This is a genomic window from Leifsonia sp. Y862 (assembly GCF_057669585.1).
In genome coordinates this window covers 1,305,328-1,317,760 of the sequence record NZ_JBYHFR010000001.1, presented here as the reverse complement: position 1 = coordinate 1,317,760, position 12,433 = coordinate 1,305,328, and the positions used below count along the sequence as shown (strand labels likewise).

General features: G+C 63.8%; 11 protein-coding genes. 7 read left to right on the top strand and 4 right to left on the bottom strand.

Annotation, left to right across the window (positions count from 1 at the left end; genetic code table 11):
• Positions 1 to 6 precede the first annotated feature (6 nt).
• From AC25Z0_RS06160 to sepH, 3 genes are read right to left on the bottom strand one after another with little or no spacing between them, the layout of a single operon-like run.
• Complete coding sequence (locus AC25Z0_RS06160) at positions 7 to 1,041, bottom strand: FUSC family protein (RefSeq protein WP_488132613.1); 1,035 nt, start codon at positions 1,039 to 1,041, stop codon at positions 7 to 9.
• 4 nt (positions 1,042 to 1,045) lie between these two features.
• Positions 1,046 to 2,212 (bottom strand): winged helix DNA-binding domain-containing protein, encoded by a 1,167-nt coding sequence (locus AC25Z0_RS06155; protein ID WP_488132612.1) that lies wholly within the window; start codon positions 2,210 to 2,212, stop codon positions 1,046 to 1,048.
• 27 nt (positions 2,213 to 2,239) lie between these two features.
• The gene (sepH, locus tag AC25Z0_RS06150; protein ID WP_488119306.1) at positions 2,240 to 3,469 is read right to left on the bottom strand and encodes a septation protein SepH; all 1,230 of its coding nucleotides are present in this window, start codon (positions 3,467 to 3,469) and stop codon (positions 2,240 to 2,242) included.
• Between the two features lie 199 nt (positions 3,470 to 3,668).
• On the opposite strand from sepH, the gene AC25Z0_RS06145 reads away from it, so the two are divergent.
• Positions 3,669 to 3,962 (top strand): DUF4193 domain-containing protein, encoded by a 294-nt coding sequence (locus AC25Z0_RS06145; RefSeq protein ID WP_414803273.1) that lies wholly within the window; start codon positions 3,669 to 3,671, stop codon positions 3,960 to 3,962.
• Between the two features lie 12 nt (positions 3,963 to 3,974).
• Here AC25Z0_RS06145 and AC25Z0_RS06140 read toward each other — a convergent pair whose 3' ends face one another.
• Complete coding sequence (locus AC25Z0_RS06140) at positions 3,975 to 4,424, bottom strand: DUF3093 domain-containing protein (RefSeq protein ID WP_488119305.1); 450 nt, start codon at positions 4,422 to 4,424, stop codon at positions 3,975 to 3,977.
• A 38-nt stretch (positions 4,425 to 4,462) separates the two neighbouring features.
• Here AC25Z0_RS06140 and dut point away from each other — a divergent pair, with 38 nt between their 5' ends.
• The 6 genes from dut (at position 4,463) to dxs (ending at position 12,378) form a co-directional block, all read left to right on the top strand.
• Positions 4,463 to 4,966, top strand: a complete 504-nt coding sequence (dut, locus tag AC25Z0_RS06135) for a dUTP diphosphatase (RefSeq protein ID WP_488132611.1) — start codon at positions 4,463 to 4,465, stop codon at positions 4,964 to 4,966.
• Positions 4,963 to 5,583, top strand: a complete 621-nt coding sequence (locus tag AC25Z0_RS06130) for a DUF3710 domain-containing protein (protein ID WP_488119303.1) — start codon at positions 4,963 to 4,965, stop codon at positions 5,581 to 5,583. Before dut ends, AC25Z0_RS06130 begins: the two co-directional genes overlap by 4 nt.
• 90 nt (positions 5,584 to 5,673) lie before the next feature.
• Positions 5,674 to 6,504: a DUF3159 domain-containing protein gene (locus tag AC25Z0_RS06125; RefSeq protein WP_488132610.1), complete on the top strand. Its 831-nt coding sequence runs from the start codon at positions 5,674 to 5,676 to the stop codon at positions 6,502 to 6,504.
• Between the two features lie 177 nt (positions 6,505 to 6,681).
• Positions 6,682 to 9,516: an aconitate hydratase AcnA gene (acnA, locus tag AC25Z0_RS06120; protein ID WP_488133119.1), complete on the top strand. Its 2,835-nt coding sequence runs from the start codon at positions 6,682 to 6,684 to the stop codon at positions 9,514 to 9,516.
• Between the two features lie 155 nt (positions 9,517 to 9,671).
• Entirely contained in the window at positions 9,672 to 10,334 is a 663-nt protein-coding gene (locus AC25Z0_RS06115) for a thermonuclease family protein (protein WP_488132609.1), read from the top strand.
• 88 nt (positions 10,335 to 10,422) lie between these two features.
• On the top strand, positions 10,423 to 12,378 hold the full coding sequence (gene dxs, locus AC25Z0_RS06110) for a 1-deoxy-D-xylulose-5-phosphate synthase (RefSeq protein WP_488132608.1): 1,956 nt from the start codon (positions 10,423 to 10,425) through the stop codon (positions 12,376 to 12,378).
• The last annotated feature ends 55 nt before the right edge of the window (positions 12,379 to 12,433 follow it).

The following is a 12,433-nucleotide window of genomic DNA, read 5'->3' as shown; positions in this document are numbered from 1 at the left end:
GGGAGCCTACTCGCCGACGATTTCCTCGCGTACCCTCCGAAGATCTTCCATGAGTGAGCCGATGAGAATCCAGTGCTGCGGATGCGGCGTCTGGATCCGCAGCGGGGCTGTCAGTGCTGGCTCGTTCGCCTGCGGCAGGGGAGTGTTCTCCGGATCCTCGGCATTCCGCCCGAGTAGACGCAGATCATGGGCCGCGCGTTCAAGCTCAAGGGACAGCGCACGCACCGTCGGCTCGAGATGAAGCGAATCGTCGTAGTGGTCCCTGACGGCGCGCGTCATGCCGATCGCACGCGTGACCAGGGTCGACAGCTTGGCGTTCAAATCGACTTCGGCCTGCAGGTCGGCCCTGAGCTTGCCCTGTCTGGGATTCAGGGTGAGGCTTTCGTCGGCCTGGGCTATGGCCTTGTCCGTTGCCGACTGCATCGGGCGAAGCAGCCTCGCCTTGATCATCATCTCCTGCAACTCTGCGGGCTTCTGCGGCATGACCAGGGCGGCAGCGACGCCATCGAGGGTGTTCGCCACCTCGCTGACCAGGCGCGCCACCGCTTCCTTGGCCGGGCCGAGCGCCACCGGCGGCACGATGATCACATTGACGATCAGCGCGATTCCCGCGCCGATGATCGTCTCGATAATCCGTTCAAGAGCGTAGTTCGGTGTTGAAGCGCCGATCGACAGCACGAGCATCGCGCTGATCGGGATTTGGTTCGATGAGCCAGGAGACAGCCGGAACAGCCACGAGAGCATCACGCAGAGCACGATGGCAACCAGCACGATCCAGCTTGACTTGCCGAACAGGAGGGTAACGCCAAAGGCGATCAGCACGCCAAGGATGACACCGATACTGCGTTCGATGGCTTTGCTCAGCGACTGGTTGATGCTGGGCTGCACGACGAGCAGCGCGGCGATCGCTGCGAAGACCGGCAACTCATTCGGCAATATCAGCTGCGCGACGAACCAGGCCAGGATCATCGCGACGGACGTCTTGACGGCTTGCAAGAGGGGTAGCCGGTCGGGCGTCCGGAGGCTTGCAGTCACGTTCACTACTTCAGGCTAGCGCGACCTGTTCCGGGTTCTGCGAAGGCGGAGCCACGGTGACGCTCACATCGAAGAAGCGCCCGTATTCCCTCACGCTGCGCAGGAAGCCGGCAGACGCGGTCTCACTGAGTGCGGTGAATGGGTGTGCCTGCACGGCGACGGATGTTCGCACCCCTTCCCTCCGCCATGTCCCGACAATGCGTCCACTCGACAGGATGAGCGGCAGGAACATCCCGTTCTTGCCGGGAACGACCTTCACCAGTAGGTCAGGGTCGATGATGAGGCTGCGGTCCTGGTATCCGAGGAGGTACTCGTCGAATGCCGGCAGGGCGAGAATGGGCAGCCGTTGGCGCAGTGGCGGACGGCTGTGTGTGTCCGTGTCTGCTGTGATGAAGTAGGTCTGCCCGTCGACAATGAGTTCGCTCAGCTGCTCGGCCGCGACAGCGCGCCCCCGCTTGGCATCGGCGACGGTGAGCTTGGACCACCAGGCGAAATCCATGAGGGTTGCCGGCCCGTGGCCGCGGATGTAGCGCAGGAGGAACTCGCCGAGGGCCTCGTCGCGCTCAAGAACGCGGGGTGTGGGCACCCAGTCCTCCAGGAGCACCAGCATTTGCGCACCGTTGACCTGCGGCCCCCAGCACAGGGTGCCGGTCTGGGCTAGATGCCAAATCAGGTGATAGCCGCGTTGTCCGCCCGTTGCGATGCCTGCCGATTCGAGCGCTGCCATGAATTCGGCCCTGCTGAGCATGCCGCCTTCGTCGAGTGCCTCCCGTGCGACGGCCCGGGCACGGTCGATCGTGGCTTCGTCGAGTTCCAACTGGCGACGGCGCGTTGTCGTCCCGGTGATGAGACGCGCTGTTGTGAGCTCCAGCATCCAGTTGAGTTCTCTGGCTGGTACAAGGTGCAGGGTTCCGCGCATCGGCCAGGAGCGAACGATGAGACCGGCATTCAGCGCCGCGATGACATCGGACTCTGCGCTCCCCGGTGCACGCACTCCCAGCGCCCATTTCCCGGCAATGTAGTCCTGCGCCTGGACGGCGAGCAAGCGTTCGGCCACGGCCACCACGCCGGCATGGATAGGGGTGGCGGTGTCAGCTGGGTCGCGGGGAGACGTGGCTAGCAGCTGCGCAGACAGTCGCAGCCTCACGAGGTCTCGTCGTGAGGCTGCGATTACCATCCGCTTCGTGTTCGGGCGGCGCGGTGTTTAGGCGAGGTCGTCGTCGGTGCGGGCGCCGAACACGATCTCATCCCAGCTGGGCATCGATGCCCTGCCGCGCTTGGGCGGCGTGGCGGTGGAGCGTGCTTGCGCCTTGGCAGCCTGGTTCGCCCAGATGTTCGGCGTTGCGGCCTGGGCGGGCGGATTGGCCGCTGGCTGTGCAGCAGGTGCAGCCGTCGAACCAGCGTCAGCCGGCTTTTCAGCGCTCTGCTTGTCGGCAGCGTGCTTGTCTGCTGCCTGCTTCTCATCGGCGGCGTCGAAGCGCACCAGCGCCTCGAAGGCAGAGGTCGGAGTCTCGACGAGTCGGATTCCGTTGGGAGATCCGGCAGGGGCTGGCGTCGCTGAGGTATCGGGTCCTTCGTCGCCGTATGACGCGGCTTCACGTTCTCCGCGGCGACGACGCAGTGCCTCGAGCAGGTCGGCCGTCTCGCTGAGCGACTGGGTCGGCTCGTCTGCGCGCTTGATGGCTGCTCGTGTGACGGCATCCGCTGTTGCAAGCGGGCGACCGTACGGAAGGGGCTCAAGCAATGGCGCAGTGTCATTCAGGATCTCGTCTGGGAGTGATTCCTTGAACGTGAACGCCCCGCTGTCGAAGCGGGAGATGTCGGCGGCGCTGGTTTCAGCTCCGACCGCACGCAGGCGGGGGATGAGCGCGCCCTTCAACTCGCCCTGCTGCGACAGGGCAATTGCCTCGCTACCGATCGGGGTGAGGGAATTCTTCTTGGGCTCAAATCCCCAGCGCGCATCGTGATCGATGTCGTCAGCGGTGAACGACAGTTTGACGATCCACCCGCCGGCGGGCTCTTTCCAACTCGCCCAGCGTTCGTTCGTCGCGCCGAGTGCTGCGAGGCGTTCGCGAATGACGCTGCCGAAATTGGTGTCGTCATCCAGGGGGTCTGGGTCGATGGCTGTGTGTACCGGCACGCTGAGGGCCGATGTGACGACGTATTCGCGTTCGGCCACGACGGGGCCCTCGAACCGTCGAACGTAGTCGAGCGAGGCTCCTGTGACCGCTGCGACATCCTCGGCAGACATTCCTGAACGGATGTGTGCCTGGATTTCACGCGGCGACAGCTTTGGTCCCGACGTCGATTCCGTCTGGGTTTGGCGAAGCCGGGACTGGAGAACCTCGTCAATGGCGATCCGGAAACGATCGCCATCTTCCGACGCTGCGAGCAGCGCCCCGTTCTCGACTCCGATAACTTTCAATTCCTGCATGGCGAAAGCCCTTTCGCGATCCCTGTTGGCCTAAAGACTGCCACGTATTGTCAGGTTTCTGCGGGAATACCGTGGGCGTGCCGCAAGTTGACAAAGATGCTGGCCACACAGGGCCAGACAGTGGTTTGCTATTCGTCTCGGATTGATGCAAACTATGGCCGCCGATTTCGTTTGATCGGCGTTACTGAAATGGATGGGCATGGCTACCGATTACGACGCACCGCGGAAGACCGAAGACGACTCTGAGTCGATTGAGGCTCTCAAAGAGCGTGTGCCTGACAAGATGTCCGGAGTCGTGGATGTCGATGATGCTGACAACCCAGGTGGTTTCGACCTTCCTGGTGCAGATCTGTCAGATCTCGACCTCGATGTCGTCGTCCTGCCCCCGCAGGCCGACGAGTTTACCTGCGTACAGTGCTTCCTCGTGAAGCACCGCTCGCAGATGTCACACGAGACCAAACTCGGCCCGGTATGTCTGGAGTGCGACGCCTAAGCGTCCACGCTCCTACACTGTTGGCCGTCGCGATCCATTGATCGCGGCGGCCAATTTTTTTGGCTGCCGTGTCGAGATCAGCCAGTACGGCGCAGGGTCATTCGCATCGAGGATGGGAATTCGCAGCACGGGCGTGACCCACCCGCGAATGAGCAGCCAGGCCCGCGCATCAAGTCGCGTACCGCGCTCTGCCGTTGCTTCAGCACCATCGAAAGCCTCTGGTTCCCCGAGCATCGACACCTGGATGCGAGCTCTTCCTGCCGTGAGAACCCCGTCGGAGACCGTGATGACGGGCGATGCCAGCGCGAGCACGACGATGCATCCGGCGTAGAGAACCGCTGCGGTGAGAACCCCGGCGAGCATCGAAATCGGCGCGAAGACGAGGATGCTGGCGGGGATGACGAGCGCGGTGAAGATGAATACCCAGATGGTGGGCCAGAGTTTTTCGCGATATTCAGGCATGGGTCTATTCGATCAGACTTCTGCACTACCCTCGACACGTGGCAGAAAGCGTCGAAGTACTTATTACCGCGTCCGTCGTTCCGAGTTACGCCCACCCGGGCGATGCAGGAGCGGACCTTCACTCAACCGAAGCCCTGGTTCTCGCCCCCGGCGAGCGGGCACTGGTTGGCACCGGAGTGTCGATAGCGCTGCCCGATGGGTGCGCTGCTTTCGTCGTGCCCCGCAGTGGGTTGGCCGCCAAGCACGGAATCACCATCGTGAATTCGCCTGGCACCGTTGACGCGGGCTACCGGGGAGAGATCAAGGTCACGTTGCTCAACACTGACCAGATCACCCCGTACGAGATTTCGATCGGCGATCGCATCGCCCAGCTCATCATCATGCCCGTCATCCGCGCCAACTTCGTTCCCGTCGACAAGCTGCCAGGCAGCCAGCGCGGCGAAGGTGGATTCGGTTCGACAGGCTTTTCCGAACAGAAAGCTGCCGCTCCGGCTCGTGAGACGGATGCCGTGGCTACAGATACAACAGGAGGATCCCTGTGAGCGACCCCCAGACCCCCGGCGAGTTCCCTGAACCACTGGAGAAGTCAGCACCTGAGGACCGCGCGGCCGAAGGCCCGCTCGACGAGTCGGAGGCGAACCCTGTTCGCCCGTACGTCGACCTCGGTGGAATCAAGATCCTCCCCAGGGAGGGCCTGCACCTTCGGCTCGAGATCGAAGAGGGCAGCAAGCGCGTCGTAGCGATCGGCCTCGACTATGCAGGCTCGACCCTGCAGGTCCAGCCGTTCGCGGCTCCCCGGTCCAGCGGCCTGTGGCACGAGATCCGCGATCAGATCGCAGACCAGATCGCCAAGCAGGGTGGAACGACCACAGAGCGCGAGGGCACCTTCGGCCCTGAACTCGTTGCTGAGATCCCCGTTGCGGCAGGACAGGGCGCCGGCGGCACAACACGCCTGGCCCGTTTCATCGGTGTTGACGGACCGCGCTGGTTCCTCCGTGGCGTCATCGCAGGCGAGGGCGCCGTGAACGCGGAAGCCGCAGAGCAGATTGAAGACCTCTTCAAGAGCATCGTTGTGGTGCGCGGCAACGCTCCCATGCCGCCGCGCGACCTGATCCCGCTGCGGATGCCTGCCACGCCGAACGCCGAACCAGACGCGTAACGAGCCAGGCCCCTAACGAGCTGACCCCCAAACGAGCCGGGCGCCTGGCACGCAAGCCAGGCGCCAGATCCCTCCTGACAGACTTCACCGATGACGGATGCCATGACCAACGCCAATTCGCCCCGTGACGACGAGCACCGTGATGACGAGCACCGTGACGGTGGTCCCCGCGACGATAGGCACGGTGACGACGTGACTGACGCCAGGGAAGACCAGGTGCCAGACGACGAGCAGTCCGTGCAGAGCGCGCTCGGCCAGGGCCTTGCGGCCGCGGCCAAGCGCAGCGGACTTGGGCAGGTAGCCGAGGGGGCGGCGCCGACAGGTACGGCCCTGCTGGCGGCAATGGGCGGCATCCGCGGACTCGCTGAGACGATCCTGCCCGGCCTTGTCTTCCTGCTGATCTACACCTTCACGTTCAATGTGCCACTGTCGCTCGGCGCGTCTGTCGCGGTTGCCGTGGTCTTCACGATCGTTCGCATCGTGGGGCGCACGCCCGTCACGCAGGCCCTCGCCGGGTTGATCGGCGTAGCCGCATCCGCCGCACTGGCCTTGATCAGCGGCAAGGGCAGCGACAATTTCGTACTCGGCCTGCTGACGAACGCCGGCTATGCGCTCGCGCTCCTGATCTCACTGCTGGTGCGCTGGCCGATCATCGGGCTGGCCGTCGGCTACCTCATGGGCGACGGGCTCGCCTGGCGCCAGGACAAGGGCAAGTTCAGGGCCATGCAACTGCTGACACTGTGCTGGCTCGGTATGTTCGTTGCACGGCTCGTTGTGCAGCTGCCGCTGTACCTGGCCGACAACGTCTCAGGCCTCGCACTGACCAAGCTGCTCATGGGCATCCCGCTGTATGCGCCGCTGCTGCTGCTGTCGTGGCTGGTTGTGCGGGCGACGTACCGCACGAGTCCTTCAGCGAACTGACTCGTTCCCATCGACCACTGCTAGAGTTATCTCGACGTCGAGATAGTTTGGCGCATGGAACTGGCTCACCGTCTGGGTTCTGGGTAAGGCTTGCCTTGCTAGCCACCCCGGGCTGTGGCCACAAAGATTGAAAACGGCCTGCGGCTTTCCGTCGGCTTCCACGAAGGAGAGGGCATCGTGTCTGCGGTAAATAGCTTTGGAGCAAAGGACACCCTCCGGGTCGGCCAGACGGACTATGAAGTCTTTCGCCTCGACGCGGTTGCTGGTTATGAAAAGTTGCCATTCAGCCTGAAGGTTCTGCTCGAGAACCTTCTCCGCACCGAAGACGGCGCGAACATCACGGATGCTCACATTCGTGCACTCGGCCAGTGGGTTCCCACCGCTGAGCCAGACACAGAGATCCAGTTCACGCCAGCACGCGTGATCATGCAGGACTTCACCGGCGTCCCCTGCATCGTCGACCTCGCCACCATGCGCGAGGCCGTTGAAGCACTGGGTGGAGACCCGAAGAAGATCAACCCGCTCGCACCGGCAGAGATGGTCATCGACCACTCCGTCATCGCCGACCTCTTCGGCACAGAGAACGCATTCGAACGCAACGTCGAGATCGAATACGAGCGCAACGGTGAGCGCTACCAGTTCCTTCGCTGGGGCCAGACCGCTTTCGACGACTTCAAGGTCGTCCCGCCGGGAACCGGCATCGTGCACCAGGTCAACATTGAGCACCTGGCTCGCGTCACCATGACCCGCACGGTCAACGGCGCGCTGCAGGCATACCCTGACACCTGCGTCGGCACCGACTCGCACACCACCATGGTCAACGGCCTCGGTGTACTTGGGTGGGGCGTCGGCGGAATCGAGGCAGAGGCAGCCATGCTCGGCCAGCCCGTCTCCATGCTCATCCCGAAGGTCGTCGGCTTCAAGCTGAACGGCACTATCCCGACCGGCGTCACTGCAACGGATGTCGTCCTCACGATCACCCAGATGCTGCGTCGCCACGGCGTCGTTGGCAAGTTCGTCGAATTCTACGGAGCAGGCGTCGCCGCCGTACCGCTGGCCAACCGCGCCACCATCGGAAACATGAGCCCCGAGTTCGGCTCGACGGCTGCCATGTTCCCCATCGATGACGTCACCCTCGACTACCTGCGCCTCACCGGCCGGAGCGACGAGCAGGTCGCCCTTGTTGAGGCGTACTCGAAGCTGCAGGGTCTCTGGCACGACGCATCCGCTGAGCCCGTCTTCAGCGAGTACCTCGAGCTCGACCTCGGCACCGTTGTACCGTCGATCGCCGGCCCGAAGCGCCCGCAGGACCGCATCGAGCTGTCGAAGGCCAAGAGCCAGTTCGAAATCGACCTCGACAACTACGCGTCAGTGCCGATCTCCAAGGTCGACGCTGCAGTGGAAGGCACCTTCCCGGCCTCAGACCCCCTCGGGTTCACGGCAGAGGACGAGGACAGCGCGCACACGATCTCACACGTATCGACCGAATCGCGTCACCACAGCCACAGCCCTGCGAAGCACACGCAGCCCACAGAGGTGACCCTGGCCGACGGCCGCGAGTTCACGCTCGACAACGGTGCAGTTGCCATCGCCGCCATCACCTCGTGCACCAACACGTCAAACCCGTCTGTGATGCTCGCTGCAGGCCTCCTGGCCCGCAACGCATCCCTGAAGGGCCTGAAGTCCAAGCCGTGGGTCAAGACCACGCTGGCACCCGGCTCGAAGGTTGTCACGGACTACTACGCGAAGGCCGGCCTGAACGGCTACCTCGAAGACCTCGGCTTCTACCTCGTCGGCTACGGCTGCACCACGTGCATCGGTAACTCCGGCCCGCTCGAAGACGAGATCTCCGCTGCGATCAACAAGAACGACCTGGCCGTCACGGCAGTTCTCTCCGGTAACCGCAACTTCGAGGGTCGCATCAACCCAGACGTGAAGATGAACTACCTCGCCAGCCCGCCGCTGGTCATCGCGTACGCGCTGGCCGGGTCGATGAACTTCGACTTCGAGACGGATGCCCTCGGCACGGACCACGACGGCAACGACGTGTTCCTCAAGGACATCTGGCCGGACGCCGCTGAGGTGCAGAAGACCATCGACGAGTCCATCGACTCCGGCATGTTCGAGACCCAGTACGCCGGTGTCTTCGAGGGTGACGAGCGTTGGAAGTCGCTTGAGACGCCGACCGGCGCCACCTTCGAGTGGAACCCTGAGTCGACCTACGTGCGTCGCCCCCCGTACTTCGAGGGCATGACCATGGAGACCACCCCGGTGTCCGACATCTCCGGCGCACGCGTGCTCGCCAAGCTCGGTGACTCTGTCACGACCGACCACATCAGCCCTGCTGGGTCGATCAAGGCAGACAGCCCCGCCGGCAAGTACCTCGACGAGCACGGCGTTGGTCGCGCTGACTACAACTCGTACGGCTCACGTCGTGGAAACCACGAGATCATGATCCGTGGCACGTTCGCCAACATTCGCCTGCGCAACCTGCTGCTGGATGGCGTCGAGGGTGGCTACACCCGCGACTTCACCCAGGTGGACGGCCCGCAGTCGTTCATCTACGACGCGTCGCAGAACTACCAGGCAGCCGGCACCCCGCTGGTGATCTTCGGTGGCAAGGAATACGGCTCAGGCTCGTCGCGTGACTGGGCGGCCAAGGGCACGAGCCTCCTCGGTGTCAAGGCCGTCATCACCGAGAGCTTCGAGCGTATTCACCGCTCGAACCTGATCGGCATGGGCGTTGTCCCGCTGCAGTTCCCGGCCGGAGAGAGCTGGGCGTCGCTCGGCCTCGACGGCACAGAGGTCGTCTCGATCTCTGGTCTCGAAGAGCTGAACAACGGCACAACCCCGAAGACGGTTCGCGTCACGGCCGTGCCGAGTGAGAACTCGCCGGCCGGCAAGGCCACCATCGAGTTCGACGCTGTGGTTCGCATCGACACTCCCGGTGAGGCTGACTACTACCGCAACGGCGGCATCCTGCAGTACGTACTGCGCTCGCTCGTCGCGTAGTCATAACGCGTAGCAGCGCTACGCCGTTCTCAGAGGGGTCGGATGCGAGAGCATCCGGCCCCTCTGTCGTGCGTGGTGCGCTGCCGTGCGTGGTGCGCTGCCGTGCGTGGTGCGGCATCCGCGTGTCTTCGGGAAGCATGTCCTAGTCTCGAAGCATGGGGGAGCGGAAGAGAAGTCGGCTGGGGCGGTTCGCGTTGGTGGCCGTGCTGGTGGCCGCCATATTCGCCTTTTCACCGATGATCGGGCCATGGCTCTCGGCGGCGCCTGGCGCAGTCAGGCAGCTGCTGGCCTCAGCAGCGGATGCCGGGACGACCGAGGAAGCCGATCGTGACGGTGTCAGCGCCACGGCAGAGGCCGTCGCAGGCGCCGACCAGGGCGTCCCAGCCACTCCTGGCGATGCAGCCCGGATGGTTGTCGACTATGTGCACGATGGCGACACGCTTTTTCTGCTGCCAACCGATGCCGCAGGCAGCCCGACAGGCGTAGAGCGACTCAAGGTGCGTCTGATCGGGCTGGACACGCCAGAGATCAGCGACGGTGGAGAGTGTTTTGGCCCGGAAGCGACCGAACAACTGCGCGCCCTTGCGCCGGAGGGGAGCGCGGTGTGGGTTACTGCCGACCGCGAACCGACGGATCAGTACGGTCGTAGCCTGTTCTACCTCTGGAGCGAGGATGGCAGGTTCGTCAATTACGAACTCGTCGCCGGCGGGGCGGCAGAATCGCTGACGATCCGGCCGAACGATGCCCATGCCGACCTCTTGCTTTCGGCAGAGAACACGGCCAGATCATCGGGCGCCGGCCAGTGGGGCGCGTGCTAGCTCCGTTGGCACAGCGTGTTCGGTCAGCCGGGCAGCGTAGAATCGTGGAACAGTTTGCCCGGCGCGTCCGGTTCATGAAAGGTAGTGCATGACCCTCCTTGAGTCGATCCACGGTCCTCGCGATCTCGACGCCCTCTCCAAGGATCAGCTCGTGCAGCTCTCCGCAGAGATTCGCGATTTCCTCGTGCAGGAGATCGCGAAGACGGGTGGGCACCTGGGGCCGAACCTCGGCGTGGTGGAAACGACGATCGCCATCCACCGGGTCTTTGACTCCCCAAAGGACGCCATTGTCTTCGATACAGGGCACCAGTCATATGTGCACAAGCTGCTGACTGGCCGCCAGGACTTCAGCCACCTGCGCCAGGCCGGTGGCCTCGCAGGATACCCGCAACGCAGTGAGTCTGTGCACGACATCGTCGAGAGCTCGCACGCCTCCAGCTCATTGTCGTGGGCAGACGGAATCTCCCGCGCCTTCACCATGACCGGACAGACTGATCGTCACGTGATCGCCGTCGTCGGCGATGGTGCCCTCACTGGAGGCATGACGTGGGAAGCGCTGAACAACATCAGTGACGACAACGATCGTCGCCTGATCATCGTCGTCAACGACAACGGTCGCTCATACGCGCCGACAATCGGTGGAATGGCCAGGTTCCTGAACACCGTGCGCACACGGCGCAGCTACCGCGACCTCTATCTCTCCAGCAGGGACGTCTTCGATCACCTTGGTGCCCCTGGGCGTGCGGTGTATCGCGGCGTCCGCGGTGGGTTGCACGGTTTCCTCAGCCGGTTCTCGAACACGGAGGCGCTGTACTCCAACCTCGACATCAAGTACATCGGTCCCGTCGACGGCCATGACCTGAATGCCCTCCAGGAAGCCCTCTCGCAGGCCAAGGGCTACGGAGCGCCGGTGATCGTGCATACGATCACCCAGAAGGGCAAAGGCTACGACCCGGCCATTCAGGACACCGCAGACCAGTTCCACGCCGTTGGCCAGATCGACCCTGAGACGGGCGAATCGGTCGAAGTCGCCGGTAACCCGAGCTGGACATCCGTCTTCGCCGATGAACTGCTCAGCCTGGCCACGGCGAACGATCGTCTGGTCGGCATCACCGCCGCCATGCTCCGTCCAACTGGCCTGCACAAAATGGCCGAACGTTTCCCCGACCGCGTGCACGACGTTGGCATTGCGGAGCAGCATGCCGTGACATCCGCTGCCGGGCTTGCCTTCGGTGGCCTGCACCCTGTTGTCGCTCTCTACGCCACCTTCATGAACAGGGCCTTTGACCAGGTGCTGATGGATGTCGCGCTGCACAAGGCAGGCGTCACGTTCGTTCTCGACAGGGCTGGCGTGACGGGCCCTGACGGGCCGAGCCACCACGGCATGTGGGATCTCGCGATCCTGCAGGTCGTGCCCGGCATCAGGCTCGCGGCTCCCCGCGACTCCATTCGCCTGCGCGAGGAACTCGGCGAGGCCGTTGCCGTCGAGGATGCGCCGACAGTCTTGCGTTTCCCCAAGGGCAGCACCGGAACCGAGTTCACCGCGGTTCGCCGCCTGGACGACGGCGTAGACGTGCTGCACGAGAAGGAACAAAAAGACGTTCTCATCGTCACCGTCGGCCCGATGGCTGCAATGGGACTTGAGGTGGCAGAGCGCCTGGCTGCCCAGGGCATCGGTGCAACGGTCGTCGACCCGCGGTGGGTGGTTCCCGTGCCGAAGAGCATCATCGAGCTCGCGCGCGAACACCGCCTGCTGGTGAGCATTGAAGACGGCATCAGGGTGGGCGGCATTGGTACACGCATCCGTCAGGACCTGCGTGAGGCCGGCGTCGACACCGCTGTGACAGAGCTCGGCCTGCCAGACGAATTCCTCGACCACGCAACGCGCGCACAGATTCTCGAGCACGCTGGCCTGACCTCGCAGCAGATTGCACGCGACGTCATTGACATGGTGCTCGGCAGCAAACTGCCCCGAGCCAGGCCATTGGCGGCAGACGGCACGAACACCGGGTCGATTCCGCTCACGCGTCGTCAGGCGGAGTAGCCGTGCGGGCGTGGCGCGTAAAAAAACAGGTAGAGAGATCGCCACCAGCGGCGTA

Coding starts and splice junctions, on each gene's coding strand:
- AC25Z0_RS06155 (WP_488132612.1), bottom strand. CDS start 2,212: ATGGTAATCGCAGCCTCACGACGAGACCTCGTGAGGCTGCGACTGTCT.
- sepH (WP_488119306.1), bottom strand. CDS start 3,469: ATGCAGGAATTGAAAGTTATCGGAGTCGAGAACGGGGCGCTGCTCGCA.
- AC25Z0_RS06145 (WP_414803273.1), top strand. CDS start 3,669: ATGGCTACCGATTACGACGCACCGCGGAAGACCGAAGACGACTCTGAG.
- AC25Z0_RS06140 (WP_488119305.1), bottom strand. CDS start 4,424: ATGCCTGAATATCGCGAAAAACTCTGGCCCACCATCTGGGTATTCATC.
- AC25Z0_RS06125 (WP_488132610.1), top strand. CDS start 5,674: ATGACGGATGCCATGACCAACGCCAATTCGCCCCGTGACGACGAGCAC.
- AC25Z0_RS06115 (WP_488132609.1), top strand. CDS start 9,672: ATGGGGGAGCGGAAGAGAAGTCGGCTGGGGCGGTTCGCGTTGGTGGCC.
- dxs (WP_488132608.1), top strand. CDS start 10,423: ATGACCCTCCTTGAGTCGATCCACGGTCCTCGCGATCTCGACGCCCTC.